We start from the raw sequence: 20474 nt of genomic DNA, 5'->3' as shown, positions 1-20474 counted from the left end.
TCCCAAACCGCTTTCTACAACAAAAACGCGTTCGCGGTCGGCAATTTAAGGACGGTGTGTGTCAGAACCTTTCTCCATTCCCATTCGCGTCTATATCGAGGATACGGACGCTGGCGGAATCGTCTATTACGTCAATTATTTAAAGTATATGGAGCGGGCGCGCACAGAATTGGTCCGTTCTCTCGGCTATGATAAGCCCGCCATACCGCAGCAGGGGTTGTTGCTGGTGGTGCATTCAGCTGAGGTTCAGTATCGGCGGTCTGCAATACTGGACGATCAGCTGCAAGCTTCCGCCGCTATTGGCAAGCTTGGGCGAGCCGCGGTTACTTTCGAGCAGAAAATCTGGCGCGGCAATGAAATTATTTGTGAGGGTGTGGTCAAAGTCGCCTGCGTGGACGATGCCAGCCGCAAACCCTGTGCATTACCTGAAACCATTTATCAAGCATTGAAGGCAGTGAGTCGATAACATGAATGCCGGTGAACAACTTTCCCTGTGGGGCCTGATTTCCAGCGCCAGTCTGTTGGTGCAGTTGGTGATGCTGATGCTCCTGCTGGCCTCGGTGATTTCCTGGGTAATGATTATCCAGCGCGGCAGCTACCTGTCGCGGGCGCGCAAGTCGCTGATCAACTTCGAGCGCAAATTCTGGTCTGGCGCAGACCTGAACCAGCTGTTCCGTGACGGCAACGCCGCGGCAGAGAAGGGCAAGATCGACGGGGTGGAATCCCTGTTCCGCGCCGGCTTTACCGAATTCACCCGTCTTCGCCAGCAGGGCAAAAGCAGCCCGGCGGCGGTGATGGAGGGGACCGAGCGCGCCATGCGAGTGGCCATGTCCCGGGAGCAGGAGAAGGTGGAAATGAACCTGCCGTTCCTCGCCACCGTCGGCTCCGTGAGCCCCTATATCGGCCTGTTTGGCACCGTGTGGGGGATCATGAATTCCTTCCGCGGCCTTGCCACCATGCACCAGGCGACCATTGCTACTGTAGCCCCGGGCATCTCCGAGGCCCTGGTGGCCACGGCCATGGGCCTGTTTGCCGCCATCCCCGCGGTAATGGCTTACAACCGCTATTCCGCCAGGGCCGAGTGGCTGCTGTCCAGCTACGAGACCTTCGCCGAGGAGTTCTCCTCCATTCTTCACCGCAAAGTGCACGCCGCCAGCTAAGGCGCCGAGAGCGAAGCCATGAGTAACTTTCGCAAAGCGACCAAGCGCAAACTGGTCTCCGAGATCAACGTGGTGCCCTACATCGACGTGATGCTGGTGCTGTTGATCGTATTTATGGTGACCGCGCCGCTGTTGATGCAAGGGGTGAAGGTGGATCTGCCCGATGCGCCTTCGGCTCCCATTGACGATACCGACGATGAGCCGCTGATCATCTCTGTGCGCGCGGATGGCACCTATTACCTGAACCTTGGTGACGATGAGAAGGTTGCCAAGCCCCTCAAGGAGATCAAGGAAACCGTGGCCAAGGTGCTGCGCCAGAAGCCGAAAACACCGGTGCTGGTTTGGGGGGATACCGATGCCAAGTACGGCCTGATCGTCGGCGCCATGACCCACCTGCAGCAGGCCGGTGCACCCAGCGTTGGGCTGGTCACCGAGCCGCCGTCAGAGTGATCCGGGGCAAGAGGCAACTATGAAAGGCTCCTACGGCCCGGCTATCGTTATCAGTGTGGCATTACACGCGGCTTTGATCGCGGTGCTGACCTTTGGCTGGGAGGCCGAACACAAGCGTGAGCTCAAGCCCATGCCGAAGTTCGTACAGGCCAAACTGGTGCAGTTGGAGTCCAAATCCGACAAGCCCAAAGCGCCGCCCAAGGTAGATCTGCGGGAGAAGCGCCGTCAGCAGGAGCTGGAGCGCCAGCGCCGCGAGGCCGCAGAGGCGAAGAAGCGCAAGGCTGCGGCCGAGCGCAAAAAGAAAGAAGACGCCGCCAAGAAGCGCAAGGCTGAAGAGGCCAGGAAGAAGCGCGAGGCGGAAGAAAAGGCCCGCAAGGAAAAAGAGCGTAAAGAGAAGGAACGCAAGGAGCAGCTCGAGCAGGAGCGCCAGAGCGCTTTTGAGGAAGCGTTGGAAGACGAAGAAGAGCTGCAGGATGCCAGTAATGATGCGGCTGCGGTTATGTCCGTAGCCCAGGCCATCCAGCAGCGTATCGAAGCGGTATGGAGCCGTCCGCCCAGTGCTCGCAATGGCATGGTTGTGGAGGTTCAAATCAGCTTTGTCCCCACCGGCAGGGTAGTTGCCTCCACTATTACCAAGGGAAGCGGTAACCCTGCTGTGGATAGATCGGTGTTAACCGCGGTCAAGAAGGTAGAGGTATTCCCCGAAGTGGCCGATGTTGCCCGTGAAGAACCGTCGCTGTTTGAGCGCCAGATACGAACCACCAAACTGATATTCAGAGTCGAAGGCCTGCGCCAATGATGAAAAAAACAGTATCTCTACTCTTTGCCACCCTGATTGGCTGTGCGCTGGCGGTTTCCGCCCAGGCACAGCTGGTGGTGGAAATTAAGGAAGGAACCGATAACCCGACCCCGGTAGCCGTTGTCCCATTTGACTGGTCCGGCAGTGGTGTACTGGCGGAAGATGTTGCTTCAATCGTGTCTTCCGATCTGCGTCGCAGCGGTCTGATCGCGCCGATTCCCCGTGCTGACATGCTCTCATTCCCTAAAACCCCGGAAGAAGTGAGCTTTCGGGACTGGCGGATACTGGGTACTGAATACGTGGTAACCGGTCGTATACAGCCCCAGGCCAATGGTTATCTACTGAGCTTTGATCTGGTGAATATCTTCGGCCAACGGAAAGTGTTTACCAAGCAGGTGACCGGGGGCGCGCAGCAGCTGCGGGATATCGCACACCGGGCGGCGGATGAGATTTTTGAGGCCATTACTGGTATCCGCGGCGCTTTCGGCACCCAGATGGTGTACGTACAGGAAACCCAGCGCGGCGGTCAGCCCAGCTATGCGCTGATGCTGTCGGATATCGACGGTGCCCGCGCCCGCCAGATCCGTCGTTTCAGTGCGCCGGTGATGTCCCCTAGCTGGTCGCCGAATGGTCAGGAAGTGGCTTATGTGTCATTTGAGACAGGTCGCCCGGCGATCTTTCGCGAGAACCTGCGCACCGGTGCGCGCCAGCAGCTGACCAATTTCAAGGGGCTGAACAGCTCGCCTACCTGGTCTCCGGATGGTTCCAAGCTCGCCATGGTGCTATCAAAAGATGGCAATCCTGAGATCTATGTCCTTGACCTGGCCACTGGCAGGTTCACCCGGATGACCCGCCACTTCTCTATTGATACCGAGCCGAACTGGATGCCGGATGGCAAATCACTGGTTTTCACTTCCGATAGGGGAGGTAAGCCACAAATTTACCAATTGACTCTTGCCACGGGTCAAGTCGACCGCTTAACCTTCGATGGCGACTACAACGCGCGTCCGCGGGTTTCCCCCGATGGCAAAACGCTGGTAATGGTGCATCGTAGCAGGGGGGTGTTTACCATCGCTACGATGGATATCGTTTCCGGCAGAATGCGTGTTCTTACGGAGACGCGCCTGGACGAATCCCCAAGCATTGCGCCCAACGGCGCGATGCTGATGTACGCCACCAAGCGGGGGAGCAAGGGTATTCTAGCTGCGGTGTCGCTGGATGCCGGGGTGAAATACAGCCTGCCTTCTCAGCAGGGAGATGTCCGCGAGCCGGCGTGGTCGCCTTACTTTGATTGATGCAGTACCTCGCGCAATCACATTTAATTGCGCGATGTGTGAGATCAAACAAATAAGAAAAAGTCGAACCCTGATTTAATACGGGTTTTTAAAGTCTTACAGGATTTTTCGATAACACTAAAGCGGAGTTGTTTATGTTCAAATCAGTAAAAACCGGCCTTGGCCTGGCTTGCGTACTGGCAGTAATGGCTGGTTGTTCCAGCACCGATACCGAAGACACTGGCAATGCCATGGTCGACACCACTCCTCCTCCGGTAGTTGAAGAAACTCCGGTACAGGAAGTTGCAGTTCCTCTGGACAACGTCGTTTACTTCGACTTCGACCAGAGCCTGCTGAAGCCTTCTACCCGTGAGCTGCTGATCAAGCACGCGGATCGTATGCGCGCTGCCACCACCGGCACCGTACGTCTGGAAGGCCACGCTGACGAACTGGGCACCCGTGAGTACAACCTGGCTCTGGGTGAGCGTCGTGCCAACGCCGTTCGCGATTTCCTGGTACTGCAAGGCGTGAACGCTGCTAACCTGGAAGTGATCAGCTACGGTGAAGAGCGTCCTGCCCAGGAAGGCTCCAGCGAGAGCGCCCGTGCCATGAACCGTCGCGTGGTAATCAACTAATCTGGAAGTAGACAATTGTCTTTTTTGATTAGAAGTATCGCGGTAGCCGCAGCCTTTATGGCTGCGGCTTCGCCCGTTTTAGCGCAGGCCCCGGTTGTCGACCTGTCCGGTAGTGGCAGTCTTAACCAGGGGAATGCAACTCCACCCCCGCCCAGTTATCCACAATTGGCCAGCCGGACCGAAGCATCGGCCGGGCGCCTGCAGGCAAATCCGCAGGCCGAAGCCTACTACCAGATGCAGGTATTGCAGCAGGAAGTGCAGGAGCTGCGTGGCGCTGTGGAAGAGTTGAAGCACGAGGTCAAGCGGTTGCGGCAGCAGCGCACCGAGGACTACATGGACCTCGATCGCCGTATTTCCAAGCTGACTGGTGGCACTCCGGCGAGCGACGCACCGGACAGCGGTGATGCCGGCAGCGCTACTCCCGGTACCCAGCAGCCGGCTGCCAATGGCAGCGACAGCGCGCCGGTCGCCAGTGAGAGTGAGCGGGATCGCTATCAGGCGAGTTTTGGCCTCGCCCGCAGCGGCGATTACGCCGGAGCCAGCAAGGCGTTCAAGAGCCTGCTGGACGACTACCCCAATGGCCAGTACGCCCCCAATGCCAACTACTGGCTGGGTGAGATTGCGCTGGTACAGGGCAATGTGGAAGAGGCCCGCACCTGGTTTGTGGCATTGCTGGATGGTTATCCCAACTCCAGCAAGGTCTGGGATGGTCGCTACAAGCTCGGCACCGTTTATCACCAGCTGGGTGATGATGCCAAGGCCAAAGAGTTGCTAGAGCAGGTGGCTGCGAGTGATGCGCGCGCCTCCGGACTGGCAAAACAGTACCTGCAGGAGAACTTCCAGTAAGGATTTGGCTGGATTTCTCTGCGCGTGCAGCCTGAGGGTTGCGTTGCCGGGGTGCTGGTTTTGTGACCAAAAAAACTCTATGATCCCGCGCCCGGGTGGCATTGGCCTCCCGGGCGTTTTTATTTGTGGTGTGGGGCTTTGGCTCTGCGCCCTAGCGGCCGAGAGCATCAGCAACAGCGAATTATGGGCGAGATACACACACAGCGAACGGCGGTCGACTTGACTGAAGAGTCCCTCCGGATCAGTGAGCTTTTCTATTCCCTGCAGGGTGAGGCGCGGGATTCCGGGCTGCCAACGGTGTTTGTGCGCCTGACCGGCTGCCCGCTGCGCTGTACCTATTGCGATTCCGAGTACGCTTTTTACGGTGGCGAGCGTATGACGCTGGCGGAGATTTTGCAGAAGGTGCAGAGTTATCCGGCGCGCCATGTGTGTGTGACCGGTGGCGAGCCGCTTGCGCAGCCAAACTGTCTGCCGCTGCTACAGGCCCTGTGTGACGCCGGCTACCGTGTGTCGCTTGAAACCAGTGGTGCCATGCCGGTGGATGCGGTGGATACGCGGGTGTCGCGGGTCGTCGACCTGAAAACGCCGGCCTCTGGTGAACAGGCCCGTAACCGTATGGAAAACATTCCGCTGCTGGGGCCCAACGATCAGATCAAGTTCGTCATTTGTGACCGCGCAGATTACGAGTGGGCCAGGTTTACCCTGGACCAGTACCAGCTTGTCGATCGGGTGGGCGAAGTGCTCTTCTCGCCCAGTTACGAACAGCTGCCGGCGCGACAGCTGGCGGAGTGGATTCTGGAAGACGGCCTGCCGGTGCGTATGCAGATGCAGCTGCACAAATTGCTGTGGGGAGACATTCCCGGCGTTTGACAGATGCAGGTCAGTCCATGCGCAGCAAGCAAATTCGAATTGAAAGCGGGGTGAAAAATGGGTGATAAAAAAGCGGTAGTTTTACTGTCTGGTGGACTCGATTCGGCCACCGTACTGGCGATGGCGCGCAATGAGGGCTACCAGTGCTATGCCCTCGGGTTCGACTACGGCCAGCGCAGCAGCGCAGAGCTGATGGCTGCGCAGCGGGTGGCGGCCGATCTGGACGCCCGTGAGCACAAGGTGGTCAAGCTGGACCTGCGGGTCATCGGTGGCTCGGCGCTCACCGACGATAGCATCGAAGTGCCAGAAGAGGAGACTTCCGGCATTCCGGTGACCTATGTGCCTGCGCGCAACACCGTATTCCTGTCAATCGCCCTGGGGTGGGCCGAAGTGCTGGGCGCACAGGATATTTTTGTGGGTGTGAATGCAGTTGACTACTCTGGTTACCCGGATTGCCGCCCCGAATATATCGAGGCATTCGAGAAGATGGCCAACCTGGCCACCCGCGCCGGGGTTGAGGGCAACAAACTCACCATCCGCGCGCCGCTGATGAAAATGAGCAAGGCCGATATCGTAAAGCGCGGTACCGAGCTGGGTGTGGATTACAGCCTGACGGTCAGCTGCTACCAGGCCCAGGCCAATGGCGCCGCATGCGGCCGTTGCGACAGCTGTCGCCTGCGCGCAGCCGGCTTCGCAGAGGCGGGACTGGTGGATCCGACGGTCTACGCTTGAGGTTTTTCATAGTCTCAGCTGAGGGCTCCTAACCCCTTATATTTGTTGGAAATTTTTTTGTAATCGGGTCTTGTGTTTTCGGATTAGATCCGTAAGATACGCAGCTCCTCAGGTTGAGGGGTCAAGGGTCGTTAGCTCAGTTGGTAGAGCAGTTGGCTTTTAACCAATTGGTCGCTGGTTCGAATCCAGCACGACCCACCATCTTCCCTCCTGTTGCCGGCTTTCCGATTGTTCCAATCGAGCCGGGAACCACTAAAAAACTCGCCGCAAGTCGGGTTATACAAGTAGTTAGCCAGGGCCAAATGATGTTTGATCGTCATGAAGTGCCAGGCAATCTTAAGGGTCGTTAGCTCAGTTGGTAGAGCAGTTGGCTTTTAACCAATTGGTCGCTGGTTCGAATCCAGCACGACCCACCATTTCCTCAAGATTCCCCTAAAACTATTTCTTCCGGCTTTTCGGCCCCGGCGCCTTGCGACGTTAATATTCCCTTTGTGACCCACTCATGGGCCTGAAAATCGGCGAATTTGTCCCGAATCGGTATAATGCCGCCTTTTTCCGGCAGTATCAGAGACTCATGACAGACAGTAGCGAAAAAATTGCCACCAGCCCGGCGCCCAACGCCATCGATGCGCGCGACTTTATCCAGGATCATCTGGCGCATCCCGCTATGCACCAGTACAGCGAAGAGGAGCTAAACCTCTGGCGCGAGCGCATCAAGCGCCTGTTGAAAGAGCAGAATGCGGTGCTGGTAGCCCACTACTACACCGACCCGCTGATTCAGCAGCTGGCGGAAGAAACCGGTGGTTGTGTGTCCGATTCCCTGGAGATGGCCCGCTTCGGCGCCCAGCATCAGGCGGATACCCTGATTGTCGCCGGTGTGAAGTTCATGGGGGAAACCGCCAAGATCCTCACACCCAACAAGCGTGTACTGATGCCGACGCTCGAGGCGACCTGCTCACTGGATCTGGGCTGTCCCATCGAAGAGTTTTCCGCGTTCTGTGACCAGCACTCCGATCGCACGGTGGTGGTGTATGCCAACACCTCGGCAGCGGTAAAAGCCCGTGCGGACTGGGTGGTGACCTCCAGTATCGCGCTGGATGTGGTGGATTACCTGGATTCCCAGGGAGAGAAAATCCTGTGGGCGCCGGACAAGCACCTGGGCAGCTACGTACAGAAGCAGACCGGGGCGGATGTACTGCTTTGGGACGGTGCCTGTATCGTGCATGAGGAGTTCAAGGCCAAGGGTGTGGCGGATCTGAAGGCGCTGTACCCGGACGCGCTGGTGCTGGTACACCCGGAATCGCCGGCGGCGGTGGTGGAGCTGGCGGATGTGGTGGGTTCCACCTCCCAGATCATCAATGCGGCCAAAACCCGCCCCAACAAGCAGTTTATCGTGGCAACGGACCAGGGCATCTTCTACAAGATGCAGCAGCAGTGCCCGGACAAGGAGCTGATCGTTGCTCCGACCGCCGGTTCCGGCGCTACCTGTCGCAGCTGCGCCAACTGTCCGTGGATGGCAATGAACTCGCTGGAGAACCTGTGCGGGGTTCTGGAGCGGGGCGACAATGAGATCTTGGTAGATCCGGATCTCGGCAAGCGCGCCATGATGCCCCTGCAGCGGATGCTGGATTTCCGCAAGCCGTTGGATTGATGGCTTTCGCTGTAAGAGCGATGAATTGAAGGTGAAGTGACGGGAATTCGTTTTCGAAAGCGTCGGCGACAGGGACGTCGCCGACGCAGCGTACAGGGATGTATCTACAGCGGTTTCGAAAACGAATTCCCGGCGGTTTACCGCCACCGGGCCAAGATCAAAACCACTTTCTGAATAGCTTGCTTAAAGCTCCTTCGCTTTCTCCTGCATCTTGATCACATCCTTCATACGCTGTTCCAGAATGGCGTGGGTCTGGTAGTCATTCTTGGCCAGGCGCACCCCGTGGCGCAGGTGCTGGAGTGCCTTGTCAAACACCCCATTCAGGATGTAGTACTCCGCGCGCGCCTCGTGCACACCGACAATATCCCCGGCCAGGCCGTGGGTTTCCGCGAGCAGATACCACACTGCAGGATCCTTGCGGCGTACCCGGCTGTGCTTCTTCAGGATGCGCTCGGCGGCCAGGTAATTGCCCGCCTTGAAGTGCGCATTGGCCAGACCCATGATCAGCGCGTGGTTTTTCGGGCTCTTGTCCACCGCCCGCTGCAGCCGCTTGGTCGCGCTGTTGTAATCCTGACGCACCAGATCGATATCCGCGCGCGCGAGGATAAATGCATCCTTGTCCGGGTCCTTGTCCAGAAGCGGCTGCAGGGTATCCAGCGCCGTGTCCGGTTTGCCGGCTGAAGTCTGGGCCAGGGCCAGGCCGTAGCGCGCCGCATCCTCATTGTCATTGATACCACGCAGCTCCGCCTGGAAACGCTTCACCGCCTGTTGTGGCGTGGCCTCCGCGTTTACCCGGATACGCGCGCGCATCAGATGGTATTCGCGGCTGTCACGCAGGGGAATCTTCTCCATGCGATTGGCGCGCAGCTTGGCATCCGCTATCCGCTTTTCGGTCACCGGGTGGGTGAGTAGAAACTCCGGTGGGCGGCGGTAGTAGCGGGTGGCCTTGAGCATCTGTTCAAACATCTCACCCGCGGCCTGTGGGTCCATGCCGGCCTTGGCCAGGGTTTCGATGCCCACCCGGTCTGCTTCCTGCTCATTCTGGCGGGAGAAGCGCAGCTGGTTGTCGAGGGCGGCGGCCTGGGTGGCGGTCATCGCTGCAATGCCCGCATCGCCACCGGCAGTGGCGGCGAGTACCAGCGCACCGAGCATACCGGCCAGGGTGGGGATGGTGCTGTTGCGCTGGGCTTCCAGGGAGCGGGCGTAGTGACGCTGGCTCAAGTGGGCGAGTTCGTGGGCGAGGACCGAAGAAAACTGATCCTCGTTCTCGGCAAACAGGAACAGGCCTGTATGCACGCCGACCACGCCGCCGGGCACCGCAAAGGCATTCATGGTGTCATTGTTGACCACCACGACGTCGAGGTTCTTGTCTTCCAGGGGGCTGTATTCGGCGAGGGACTTGAGGGAGTTTTCCACATACTGCTGCAGCAGTGCATCGCTGGAGGTGCGCACCTGACTGCGGAACATGCGCAGCCACATTTCCCCCAGCTCGTTTTCCCGCGCGCGGGATACCAGACCGCTGCTGGTGTCCCCCAGCTGCGGCAGCTGGATGTGGTGGTCGTCCTGGGCCGTGGCCGCGATAGGGCTGGCGCCAAGCAGCAGTCCGGCGGCAACGCCGGTGGCGCCCCGGTAAAGTCGCTGCCAGCAGCGGTTCCAGGGTCGGCTGAATGTTGTAAGGATCTCGGTCATATTCTCTACTGCGCCTGCCGGTTTGCCTACCGCTAACACTATACGTGTCCCTGTGAGACTGTCGAGGTTTTGATCAGCTCCGTGGGAAAAGGTTCTATTGATATGACCCATTGACCGGAGTGCGCCGTTATAATTCGCGGCATTAACGGTTCTTTACCGCAGTTTTATGACCGATACGCCGAACAAAGCCACAGATACCCCCGAATTCGCTTGGGAGGCTGCCTACAGGGTAGATGCCCGGGGCCTGCCCTGCCCACAGCCCCTATTGGCGATGCGTCGGGCCCTGAAGCAGCTGGCGCCAGGTGCACTGCTGCACCTGGTGGCCACCGATCCGGCGTCCCAGCGGGATGTTCGCAGCTTTTGTACGCTCAGTGGTGTACCTTTGCTGCGGGCAGAGACCCGGGAAGGGGAATTCCACTACTGGCTGCAATGCGTAGCCAGTGGGACAAGAAAATCATAAACACACCGTCAAGACGACCGGCAGAGCTGCCGGCAAAACAAAAGTCTCGAGAGATCAGTATTTATGCTTGCGATTATTAGGGGTTGGATAAATCGCTATTTCAGCCAGGAAGAAGTGGTACTGCTGGTACTGCTGTTACTGGCCGCCATGATTGTGCTGGCGACACTGGGAGGGGTACTCGCTCCCGTGCTGGCAGCACTGGTGATCGCCTTCCTGATGCAGGGGATGGTGCAGAGGCTGCAGTCGTGGAAGGTGCCGCACTGGCTGGCGGTATCCATTGCCTGCCTGGTGCTCGTGGGGACCATTGTTGGCCTGTTGTTTGTGGTGATGCCGGTCATCTCGCGCCAGACGGTGCGCCTGTTCTCCGAGCTGCCGAACATGATCGATCGCGGCCAGGACCTGTTGCTGTTGCTGCCGGAGCAGTACCCGCGGCTGGTGACTGCCCAGCAGATCGATGAAATCTTTACTACCCTCGGCAGCGAGCTGGGGACACTGGGGCAGACGGTAGTCACGTTTTCCCTGGCCAACCTGCCGGTGCTTGCCGCGGTCCTGATCTATCTGGTGGTGGTGCCCATTCTGGTGTTCTTTTTCCTCAAGGATTCCAACAAGCTGCTGGCCTGGTGTGCATCTTTTCTTCCCCATCAGCGCCCCATGCTGCGCCAGATCTGGTACGAAATGAATGACCAGGTGGCCAACTATGTGCGCGGCAAGGTGATCGAGATCGCCATCGTGGCACTGGTCAGCTATGTCGCGTTCCTGCTGCTGGGGGTCAACTACGCACTGCTGTTGGCGGTTGCGGTGGGGCTGTCGGTATTGATTCCCTATATCGGGGCCGCAGTGGTGACTATCCCGGTGGCCGCCATTGGTCTTTTCCAGTGGGGCTGGAGTGGTGAGTTTTTCTGGCTGATGTTTGCCTACGGCATGATCCAGTTGCTGGATGGCAATGTGCTGGTGCCGGTTCTGTTTTCGGAGGCGGTCAACCTGCACCCGGTGGCAATTATTATGGCGGTGCTGGTTTTCGGCGGCATCTGGGGGTTCTGGGGGGTGTTTTTCGCGATCCCGCTGGCAACCCTGGCCAAGGCAATTCTGAACGCCTGGCCCACCAGTGAGCACCAGGCCGAATGGCAGGCCAGGGAGGCCGCGGAACAGCTGCCTTCGGAGCCCAGCGAGTAGCCCGTTTGCCGGCGATTGCGTGCTCTGTCTCGCAGCGCCGGTATTTGCTAGAGTTCGCCGCCTGATCCCGGGGGCCGCCCCTTGGTTAACCAATTAGGAAAGTCCATGAGCCTTGCCGATAAAGTATTGGCCGTTAACAACGACCTGCCGATCCGCACAGACAAGCCTGTGCACAGTGGAAAAGTCCGCTCCGTCTACTGGCTGACCGAAGCCGACAGCCGTCGCCTTATCGAAGAGAAGGGCTACCCGGTTGCCGCCGATGCGCCACTGGCGGTAATGGTGATCTCCGACCGCATCTCCGCGTTCGACTGTATCTGGAAAGGTGAAGGCAATTTACGCGGTGTTCCCGGCAAGGGCGCGGCACTCAATGCCATTGCCAACCACTGGTTCCGCCTGTTCAAGGAGCAGGGGCTGGCAGACAGCCATATTCTGGATATCCCGCATCCCGCGGTATGGATCGTACAAAAGGCACGTCCGGTCATGATCGAGGCCATCGCCCGTCAGTACATCACCGGCTCCATGTGGCGCGCCTACAGCAAGGGCGAGCGCGAGTTTTGCGGAATCCAGATTCCCGATGGTCTGAACAAGGATCAGAAGCTGCCAGAGTTGCTGATTACCCCGTCTACCAAGGGCATTCTTAAAGGTATTCCCGGTGTGCCGGAAGCGGATGATGTGAATATCACCCGCAAGAATATCGAGGAGAATTTCGCGGCGTTCAATTTCCGCAGTGCCGACGACATCGCCCGCTATGAGCAGCTGCTGAAAGAGGGCTTCGACGTCATTTCTGCAGAGCTGGAAAAACTGGATCAAGTGTTTGTCGATACCAAATTCGAATTCGGTTATGTCACCGATGCGCAAGGTGTGGACAAACTGATCTATATGGACGAAGTGGGCACCCCGGATTCTTCCCGTATCTGGGATGGCGAGCAGTACCGCAATGGCAAAGTGGTGGAAAACTCCAAAGAGGGGTTCCGCCAGGCGCTGCTGAACCATTTCCCCGATCCGGATATCCTGCTGAACAAGGACCGCATGGACGAACGCGAAGCACTGGCCCGCGACAACGAACTGCCGGAGTCCATGTTGATGGATGTATCCGCCACTTACGTGGGAATTGCGGAAAAGATCATCGGCGAGAAACTGGAAATCCCGGACAACCCGAAAGCCGAAATCATTCAGGTGCTGCGCGACGGATACGGCCTGATCGACTGACGTATCCGTTTCGTATTCCGCTCCGGTGGAAAGCGTACGCAATGCGCACACACAAAAAACCCGGCAATTTGCCGGGTTTTTTGTTTCTCGAGATAGGCCGATCAGGCTGCCTGCAGTGCCTTGCGCACGCTCGCCAGCTTCACACACAGCACAAATACCGACATCGCAGTGTCCAGTTCTTCCAGCGGTGGGAAGCTGGGGGCGATGCGGATATTGGTATTTTCCGGATCCTTGCCATAGGGGAAGGTGGCACCGGCAGGGGTCAGCTTGACACCGGCCTCTGCCGACAGTCGAACCACTTCCGAGGCGACGTCCGGGCGGGTGTTGAAGGAAACGAAATATCCACCCTTGGGGGTTTCCCATTCACCCAGGTCGCTGTCGGCGAAATTCTTGTCCAGGTGTTCCAGTACACAAGCGAATTTGGGACGCAGGATTTCCGCGTGCTTCTGCATGTGTTCCTTCAGCTGGGTCAGTTCCGGGAACAGGCGCACATGGCGCAGCTGATTCACCTTGTCCGGGCCAATGGTCATGGCGGACATCTGCTGTTTCAGGGAAGTCAGGTTGGCCGGGCTGGCGCTGACGAACGCTACACCGGCACCGGCGTGGGTCACCTTGGAAGTGGAGGCAAACTGCAACACAGCGTCCGCAGTATCGTTGCCCAGCGCAGCTTCGCGAATGTTCGGCAGTTTCACCTGGTGGTCCAGGTCGTGGATGGCGTAGGCGTTATCCCAGAAAATACGGAAGCCCGGGTTGGCGATTTTGCCCAGCTGCGCAAGACGATCCACGGTGTCTTCGTCGTAGGTCACGCCGGTGGGGTTGGAGAACTTGGGTACACACCACAGGCCGATAATCTGATCGTCTTCGCGAATTTTCTGTTCCAGCACGTCCATGTCCGGACCGGTGGCGGTCATCGGCACGGTTTCCATGGCAATGCCCAGTTGCTCGCAGATGGAGAAGTGACGGTCGTAGCCGGGGACCGGGCACAGGAACTTGGGCGCGCGCATTTCTTTCCACGGCTGGTTGCCGGCAAAGCCGAACAGGTAGCCGGTGAGCGCCGCGTGATACATCATCGTCAGCGAGCTGTTGCCCCCGGCGAGGACTTCTTCAAATGGCACCTGCAGGATATCGGCACCCAGCTCGCGGGCGGCGGCGATACCTTCGAGGCCGCCGTAGTTGCGTGTATCGGTACCGTCGGGAGCGCGGTAGTCGCCATTGAGAATACCGTCGAGTCCGTCGGACAGGCTCAGCTGATCCGCCGCCGGTTTACCGCGGGTAATATCCAGGCTCAGGTTGTGCTGGCAAATGCGCTGGTACTGTTGCTCCAGCTCTTGTTCCCACTGTTGCAGCTGTTCGCGTTGGGCGGTATCGATACGCACGGAAAATCCTCATTATGGCGGTTGAACTTGCGGTGTGGAGCTTATCAGTCGCGGGCGGATTACGTCATGTTTTCTGACGCTTTTTTAACGCAATTCCCGGTAAAAATAGTGGTTGCCGGCAGATAATTTGTTTCGCCTGAAACCGACTGCCGTTTTTAGCGGCGGAACTTAAGTCAGTGCTCCTGCGCGGCGAGAATACGGAAGTCCGACGCGTATTCGAGGAGGGTGGTTTTGAGGTGGGCGCGCTGCTGTGGTGTGGCGCTCTTCAGTATTTCGGCGCCGAGATTTCTCGCCTGGGTGCGCAGTTGCTCCTGCATCTGGCGGTATTCTTCCGTCCACAGTGACTGCGGGTCGATAAGCATTTCCCTGAGTTGTTTCTCGTAGCCCTCGGGTTTGCTGCGCAATGTGCTGATAAACGCGGTGGCCCATTTCTGGCGTTGGGCGTCCCGGCGCTTCGGGTCGAAGCGGGTGGTGTCCAGCTGATGGTCGATCATGGCGTCCTGCTCGCTGGTCAGGTCGCCGAGCCAGCGCTTCGCCTCCTTGCGGAATTGCTTTTCCCGTTTACGTTTGGATTTTTCCCACTTTTTCAGGGACTCCTCCCGTTCTTCGCGAACGTTTTCCGCCAGCTGGTCGATTTGCTTTTCATTCATCTGTATCACCAGTGGCAATAGCAGATCGCTCAGCATTACTACCGAACTGTGCCAGAAGGTATCCACCTGCTTTTCGATCTCGATCAGCTTTGCTGGGGTGGTGTCCGGATCATCGACATTGCCGGCAAGCGTTTCCAGATAGTCCGCGTAGCGCGGCAGTTGTGTCTGGCGGTGCCAGCGGTGAAATTCGTCTACGCGCAGGGAGAGAAGGTCTTCCTGGGCGCCATCGAGATCCAGGTACTTGTTGATGTTGCGGTCCATCCACCAGTCCAGGTGCCCGTAAACCAGGCGCACGCTGGAACAGCCGCCAACCAGCAATAAGGCGACAACCAGCAGGGCACTGGTGGTGCGGATGAGGGCGGTGTGGCGGTAGGTGAGGTTCATGGCGATAAATATAGCCGCTGGCCGTGAACCTCGCTGTCTGCCGGTCAGTTAATCCAGACTTCCACGCGGCTGTTTTTCACGGGCCCCTGTTCGCTGTCGGGCGTCAGCGGTGCAAAGGCGCCCACGGCCATGATCTGGCTGTCTCCCATCTCGTGTTCTCTCAGCAGTGCGCCCTGTACCTTGAGTGCGCGAAAGCGGGAGATCAGGTCGGATATGTTGCTGTTGGATTTGCGATCGGAGAAGCCCACCAGGGTTAGCGAGAGTGCCCGGTTCTGCTCTTCAGCCATGAAATCCTGCAGGCGGTGCAGATCGCGCAGGGCGCGGTTATCCAGTTCGGTACTGCCGTCTGCGAAGCGGAAGGAGATGCTCAGGCGTGACCCCTTTTCCATCAGCGCACGATAGTTATGCGGGGCATTGGCGTAGGGGGCCATCTTCAGTGCCACCGGTGTGAGGTTGATAAAGCCGATCTCGGCGACGATCTGCTGTCCGGCACGAGACTCCACGTGATGGATAAATCCCTCTACATGTAGATTGAAACGCGCGGGGTTGCGGTAGAGATACAGGCGGCGGGTGAGTGGAAAATCTTCCGTCGCAATGATGCCACGGTCGGGAACCACTGCGGCCAGGTCGCCGGACTTGATCGCCACCTTGTGCAGGCCGTCCGCATCGGCGTAAGGCAGATAGCCGATGGCGCCGCGATCCCGCTGCACCAGGTCGCGGGTTTCATGGTTGCCGGCAACTTCATGGATAAAGGAGGGGGTGGCACGGCTACCGCCAAATACTTCGCCGTCAAAGGTGGCGCGGGTGCCGGACTCCATGTCCCGGTGCAGGGGGCGGATTGGCAGGTCGGGGCCGCCGAGTTGAGCCCAGTTGCGAATTTCGCCGCGGTAGATCTGAGCAAGCTGTGCCATGTCCAGCTGACTGATCGGGTTGTCCCGGTGAATGGTGACAACCAGCGCATCCAGGCCGATGACATGCTCTGCCTGAGGACTGGTGAGATTGCCGAAACGGGACAGCATGGCGACTTCTTTGGGTTTGATCTTGCGCGAGGCCATGCCGATATCCGCGGTGCTCTCATCCAGTGCCTTGAAGCCGGTGCTTGAGCCCAGGGCGATAATCGGCACCACCACTGGCTGGCCATTGAGGTTTGCGTGGATCCAGTGCTTTTCCCCCGCGCTGCGCTGGGTGATGTCGGTGGCGCCCTGGGACTTCAGGTAACTTTTTACCTGTGCCGGTGCCAGGTCTGCGCCAATGGTGTTCGAGCCCGTAAGCCTGAACAGCACTTTCGTCCCGTCATCATTGGCTGCGGCGGCGTTAAATGTCAGCAGCCACAGCGCCACACTCCCTATTGTCATTAATATACGCTTGGCGCTTTGGCTGCGTCCCATCGCTTCCCCCTATACTTCCTGATACTGGTCGGTTTGCGGTTGCTTGCCCCGCTGTTGTGTATTTCCGTTTGCGCGGGCGCGCGCTTTATCGCAGAAAAGTGTGACGAGGGTATTGCAAGCAGTTTGAACTGGGTCGTTGGGTGATTAGGTGTCGGCAGCCGAGACAGGCTGCTGTCCGGGCTGTTTGTTTTTTGTTCCCGGTTACCGTAGGCTGCGGGCTGCAGCGCACCGGCTGGCGAATTTTTCGCCGTTGTGCGCAAAGTCGACGGGCAAACCGCCGGATATTGGGGATTTTTTTTGAAAAAGGGCATGACAACGCTGTCATTTGTCTTGTAGTATTTCTCCTATATTGCACAGGCGCCATTCGAGGCGCCGGGCCGGACCTCCCTGGGGCGCAGAAATGCGGTGGGGATTCCGGTAAGGACACATAACAATAGAAAATCTTAGGGGCCGGATCAGATGGTTGCTTTGAGAGACAGCAGGGACATTCTCTATGTTGGCGTTGATGGCGGTGGCAGTAAGTGCCGCGCGTCGATTTTCGATGCCGACAATCGCCTGCTGGGTACCGGGGTCTCCGGGCCCGCAAACCCCCTTCATGGATACGCCCAGACCATAGACTCCATTGTGCGCTCTGCCGCGCTGGCAGTGTCCGATGCAGGTATGCCCGCAGAAACATTGGGCGAGCTGGTGGCCGGTGTCGGCCTGGCTGGCGTCAATATGCCCCGTCTCTATAACGAGATGAACGCCTGGGCACACCCCTTCAAGCAGATGTTCCTCACCACCGACCAGCACTCCGCCTGTCTCGGCGCACACCGTGGTGGCGACGGTGCGGTCATTATCGCTGGCACCGGTTCCGTGGGCTACTCCTGGGTCAACGGTCGCAGCGAGATTGTCGGCGGTCACGGTTTCCCTCACGGCGATAAGGGCAGTGGTGCCTGGCTGGGTATGGAAGCGGTGAAGTACGTATTGATGGCCATGGAAGGGCTTGCCGCTGAATCCATGCTGCAGCGCGAGGTACAGAAAGCCCTGGGTACGGAAGATCCCTACGATGTGATCGAGCTGATGGCGGGTAAACCGTCCAGTCAGTACGCCAGGCTGGCGGTGCCGGTGGTGGAATGTGCAGAAGCAGATTGCCCGGTTGCCGTGTCCATCATGCGCGATGGCGCCGCGTATATCAGTGATCTTGCGGAGAAACTGATGGAGAGCAAGCCGCCGCGCCTAGCCATGATTGGCGGCCTGGCGCCGCGTCTCAAGCCCTGGCTGAAACCGCAGGTGGCGGAGCGGGTTTCCGATCCGCTGGATCCGCCGGAACTGGGCTGTGTCTATTTCGCCCAGCACTCCCTGGCGGCGCTGGGTGACAGCGAAGTGCGGGCAGCAGAAGAAGCGGATGCGAAAGCGCTCTTTGGATAAGCGCGCGCATTAGCTAGAACACACAGGTTGATAGACCAGAAAAGTCATACGGATTTTACGGATAGATTTTATGAGCGCAGTGACTCCCGCTGAGGCCAACAAGGTGGATGCTTCTATGGCGATGACAGTAATGGAAACCGAGGCCCGCGAGGCCCCGAGCCGGATTGCCGAGCAATTGAAGAACAATGCCCCGATCATGGAAGCGCTGGGTGAGCGCCTGCGCAACAAGCCGCCGCGCTTTGTGATGATCGTCGGCCGCGGCTCATCGGATCACGCCGGCGTATTTGCCAAGTACCTGATTGAAATCGAAACCGGCACGCCCACTTTTGCGGCCGCGCCGTCCGTCTCCAGTGTGTACGGCAAGAAATTGAAGCTCGAGGACGCGCTGGTCATCGTGATTTCCCAGTCCGGCCGCAGCCCGGACATCCTCGCCCAGGCGCAGATGGCAAAAGATGCCGGTGCCTACACCGTGGCGCTGGTGAACGATGAAACCGCGCCGATCAAAGATATTGCCGACCAGGTTGTGCCCCTGAAGGCCGGGCCGGAACTGGCTGTTGCAGCCACCAAAAGTTACCTGTGCACCCTGTCCGCAGTATTGCAGCTGGTCGCCAACTGGACCCAGGACGCAGAGCTGAAGGCCGGTGTCGAGATGCTGCCGCAGACTCTGACCGATGCCATCGAGTCCGACGTGCAGCTGCGCCCGGAAGACCTGGCAGCGGTGAAAAACCTGGTGGTACTGGGGCGAGGCCCCGGCTACGGCATTACCCGCGAGCTGGCGCTGAAGCTGAAAGAAGTCTGCAGCGTGCATGCAGAATCCTTCTCCAGTGCGGAATTCCTGCACGGCCCGGTAACCCTGGTGGAGCAGAAGCTGACCGTGGTCAATGTGCCTATCGAGGACGAGTCCTACCAGGCGCACAGTGAGCAGATCGCCGACATCATCCGTCGCGGCGGCACCCTGATCAATCTGCATGTGCCGAGCAAAGGGGTGCACCCGCGCGTGGCGCCGCTGGCGCTGCTACAGCGTTTCTACCTCGACGTGGCCCATGTTGCGGTTAGCCGGGGCATCAACCCCGATGAGCCGGCCGGCCTGAAAAAAGTCACCCAGACCGTTTGAGTCTGGTTGATTGAATTCAGTGGTAAACGGCGGGAGCAGCGGGCAAGTGACACAGGCATTCATCGCACAACAGTTATTCGACGGCGAGGAGCTGCGCAGTGATGTGGCGCTGACCATCGAGGGTGGCAAGGTTGTCACACTCGGCGGCGAAGCGGCTGCGGACGCGGTTTATCTGAAGGGGCTGCTCGCGCCGGGCCTGATCGATGTGCAGGTCAACGGCGGCGGTGGAGCGCTGTTCAACAACGACACCACCGTCAATGCACTGGGCAAGATGTCCGCGGCCCACGCGCGTTTTGGAACCACCGGATTCATGCCCACCCTGATCACCGATCAGGTGGATGTAATGCAGCGTGCTGCGGATGCAGTGAGTGCCGCATTGAAAGAGGGCGTGCCAGGCGTGCTGGGGGTGCATTTTGAAGGTCCGCACCTGAGTACCCCCAAAAAGGGCACCCACGAAGAAAAATTTATCCGTCCGCTCAGCGACGAGGAGCTGGCGATATACGCCCGCGAGGACCTAGGCCTGAAAATGGTCACCCTGGCGCCGGAAAATGTTTCGCCAGCGGATATCCAGAAACTGGTCGATCTCGGTGTGAAGGTATGCCTGGGGCACTCCAACGCCGATGGCAAGACCGCGGCAGCGGCAGTTGCCGCCGGGGCAACCGGGTTTACCCATCTGTACAACGCCATGTCGCCGCTGCATTCGCGGGATCCGGGCATGGTGGGTACTGCACTGATCAGCGATGGCTGCTGGTGCGGACTGATTGCGGATGGACACCATGTTAGCGCCGAGGCCATGACCCTCGCGCTCAAGGCCAAGCCCCGCGGCAAGATCATGCTGGTGACCGATGCCATGTCCCTGGTGGGCAGCGATGAAATGAGCTTCCCGCTGTTTGAGCGCATCGTCACCCGGGATGGCGACAAGCTGACCTCGACCACCGGTGAGCTGGCTGGGTCCCACCTGGATATGATCGGCGCGGTGCGCAATATCCGCGACTGGTGCGATGTCGAGCTGACCGAAGCCCTGCGTATGGCGGGTCTCTATCCCGCGCAATTCCTGGGGAGTACGGGCGGGCGTATTCAGCAGGGTAAACCGGCAGACTTTATTTTGATCGATGACGAACTCCAGGTTCAAAAGACCTGGATTAACGGACAGGAAGTTTTCGCGGCTTAACTCCGTGCAAGGGCCTGTTCGAATTGATAACCG

The 20474-nt window shown here is 58.8% G+C and carries 20 protein-coding genes and 2 tRNA genes; 18 read left to right on the top strand and 4 right to left on the bottom strand.

The genetic code is table 11. The annotated features are described in order from the left end of the window. Positions 1–58: 58 nt before the first annotated feature. The 12 genes from ybgC to nadA all read left to right on the top strand — a co-directional run bounded on the left by ybgC (position 59) and on the right by nadA (position 8417). On the top strand, positions 59–466 hold the full coding sequence (gene ybgC, locus ACONT6_RS13105) for a tol-pal system-associated acyl-CoA thioesterase (protein ID WP_181252367.1): 408 nt from the start codon (positions 59–61) through the stop codon (positions 464–466). A gap of 1 nt (position 467) precedes the next feature. Then, positions 468–1160, top strand: a complete 693-nt coding sequence (gene tolQ, locus ACONT6_RS13100) for a protein TolQ (RefSeq protein WP_078083307.1) — start codon at positions 468–470, stop codon at positions 1158–1160. An 18-nt stretch (positions 1161–1178) separates the two neighbouring features. Beyond that, positions 1179–1610 carry a protein TolR gene (tolR, locus tag ACONT6_RS13095; protein WP_428818918.1) on the top strand — a complete coding sequence of 144 codons (432 nt, stop codon included), beginning with the start codon at positions 1179–1181 and terminating at the stop codon, positions 1608–1610. Positions 1611–1629: 19 nt separating this feature from the next. Next, positions 1630–2409 (top strand): cell envelope integrity protein TolA, encoded by a 780-nt coding sequence (gene tolA, locus ACONT6_RS13090; RefSeq protein WP_428818917.1) that lies wholly within the window; start codon positions 1630–1632, stop codon positions 2407–2409. Further along, the gene (tolB, locus tag ACONT6_RS13085) at positions 2409–3704 is read left to right on the top strand and encodes a Tol-Pal system beta propeller repeat protein TolB (RefSeq protein ID WP_428821517.1); all 1296 of its coding nucleotides are present in this window, start codon (positions 2409–2411) and stop codon (positions 3702–3704) included. Before tolA ends, tolB begins: the two co-directional genes overlap by 1 nt. Positions 3705–3838: 134 nt before the next feature. Beyond that, positions 3839–4318: a peptidoglycan-associated lipoprotein Pal gene (pal, locus tag ACONT6_RS13080; RefSeq protein ID WP_078083311.1), complete on the top strand. Its 480-nt coding sequence runs from the start codon at positions 3839–3841 to the stop codon at positions 4316–4318. A 15-nt stretch (positions 4319–4333) separates the two neighbouring features. Beyond that, complete coding sequence (gene ybgF, locus ACONT6_RS13075) at positions 4334–5164, top strand: tol-pal system protein YbgF (RefSeq protein WP_428818916.1); 831 nt, start codon at positions 4334–4336, stop codon at positions 5162–5164. Between the two features lie 183 nt (positions 5165–5347). Further along, complete coding sequence (gene queE / locus ACONT6_RS13070; RefSeq protein WP_428818915.1) at positions 5348–6034, top strand: 7-carboxy-7-deazaguanine synthase QueE; 687 nt, start codon at positions 5348–5350, stop codon at positions 6032–6034. A 57-nt stretch (positions 6035–6091) separates the two neighbouring features. Then, positions 6092–6766 carry a 7-cyano-7-deazaguanine synthase QueC gene (queC, locus tag ACONT6_RS13065; RefSeq protein ID WP_428818914.1) on the top strand — a complete coding sequence of 225 codons (675 nt, stop codon included), beginning with the start codon at positions 6092–6094 and terminating at the stop codon, positions 6764–6766. 125 nt (positions 6767–6891) lie between these two features. Then, positions 6892–6967 (top strand) — tRNA-Lys (locus ACONT6_RS13060). A 139-nt stretch (positions 6968–7106) separates the two neighbouring features. Continuing rightward, a tRNA-Lys gene (locus tag ACONT6_RS13055) sits at positions 7107–7182 on the top strand. Between the two features lie 158 nt (positions 7183–7340). Then, a complete protein-coding gene (gene nadA, locus ACONT6_RS13050; RefSeq protein WP_428818913.1) occupies positions 7341–8417 on the top strand; it encodes a quinolinate synthase NadA in 1077 nt (358 codons plus the stop codon). Between the two features lie 183 nt (positions 8418–8600). Here nadA and ACONT6_RS13045 read toward each other — a convergent pair whose 3' ends face one another. After that, positions 8601–10106 carry a M48 family metalloprotease gene (locus tag ACONT6_RS13045; protein WP_428818912.1) on the bottom strand — a complete coding sequence of 502 codons (1506 nt, stop codon included), beginning with the start codon at positions 10104–10106 and terminating at the stop codon, positions 8601–8603. 166 nt (positions 10107–10272) lie between these two features. On the opposite strand from ACONT6_RS13045, the gene ACONT6_RS13040 reads away from it, so the two are divergent. The 3 genes from ACONT6_RS13040 (at position 10273) to ACONT6_RS13030 (ending at position 12948) form a co-directional block, all read left to right on the top strand. Next, on the top strand, positions 10273–10566 hold the full coding sequence (locus ACONT6_RS13040) for a sulfurtransferase TusA family protein (protein WP_428818911.1): 294 nt from the start codon (positions 10273–10275) through the stop codon (positions 10564–10566). A gap of 63 nt (positions 10567–10629) precedes the next feature. After that, complete coding sequence (locus ACONT6_RS13035) at positions 10630–11739, top strand: AI-2E family transporter (RefSeq protein WP_428818910.1); 1110 nt, start codon at positions 10630–10632, stop codon at positions 11737–11739. Positions 11740–11844: 105 nt separating this feature from the next. Next, the gene (locus ACONT6_RS13030) at positions 11845–12948 is read left to right on the top strand and encodes a phosphoribosylaminoimidazolesuccinocarboxamide synthase (protein WP_428818909.1); all 1104 of its coding nucleotides are present in this window, start codon (positions 11845–11847) and stop codon (positions 12946–12948) included. Positions 12949–13049: 101 nt separating this feature from the next. On the opposite strand, the gene ACONT6_RS13025 is transcribed toward ACONT6_RS13030, so the two are convergent. From ACONT6_RS13025 to ACONT6_RS13015, 3 genes are all read right to left on the bottom strand, one after another. Continuing rightward, positions 13050–14324: an aminotransferase class I/II-fold pyridoxal phosphate-dependent enzyme gene (locus ACONT6_RS13025; RefSeq protein ID WP_428818908.1), complete on the bottom strand. Its 1275-nt coding sequence runs from the start codon at positions 14322–14324 to the stop codon at positions 13050–13052. A 173-nt stretch (positions 14325–14497) separates the two neighbouring features. After that, the gene (locus ACONT6_RS13020) at positions 14498–15358 is read right to left on the bottom strand and encodes a DUF6279 family lipoprotein (RefSeq protein WP_428818907.1); all 861 of its coding nucleotides are present in this window, start codon (positions 15356–15358) and stop codon (positions 14498–14500) included. Between the two features lie 44 nt (positions 15359–15402). Then, the gene (locus ACONT6_RS13015; protein ID WP_428818906.1) at positions 15403–16713 is read right to left on the bottom strand and encodes a substrate-binding domain-containing protein; all 1311 of its coding nucleotides are present in this window, start codon (positions 16711–16713) and stop codon (positions 15403–15405) included. Between the two features lie 492 nt (positions 16714–17205). On the opposite strand from ACONT6_RS13015, the gene nagK reads away from it, so the two are divergent. The 3 genes from nagK (at position 17206) to nagA (ending at position 20441) form a co-directional block, all read left to right on the top strand. Beyond that, on the top strand, positions 17206–18156 hold the full coding sequence (nagK, locus tag ACONT6_RS13010; protein WP_428818905.1) for an N-acetylglucosamine kinase: 951 nt from the start codon (positions 17206–17208) through the stop codon (positions 18154–18156). A 70-nt stretch (positions 18157–18226) separates the two neighbouring features. Then, positions 18227–19270 (top strand): glucosamine-6-phosphate deaminase NagB-II, encoded by a 1044-nt coding sequence (gene nagB-II / locus ACONT6_RS13005; RefSeq protein WP_428818904.1) that lies wholly within the window; start codon positions 18227–18229, stop codon positions 19268–19270. Positions 19271–19316: 46 nt separating this feature from the next. Further along, positions 19317–20441 (top strand): N-acetylglucosamine-6-phosphate deacetylase, encoded by a 1125-nt coding sequence (gene nagA / locus ACONT6_RS13000; RefSeq protein WP_428818903.1) that lies wholly within the window; start codon positions 19317–19319, stop codon positions 20439–20441. Positions 20442–20474 lie beyond the last annotated feature (33 nt).

The sequence above is a fragment of the Microbulbifer sp. MCCC 1A16149 genome (genome assembly GCF_050368945.1).
Lineage (GTDB): Bacteria > Pseudomonadota > Gammaproteobacteria > Pseudomonadales > Cellvibrionaceae > Microbulbifer.
Note: the sequence above shows the minus strand (reverse complement) of the source record. Positions and strands in the feature narration are given on the sequence as shown.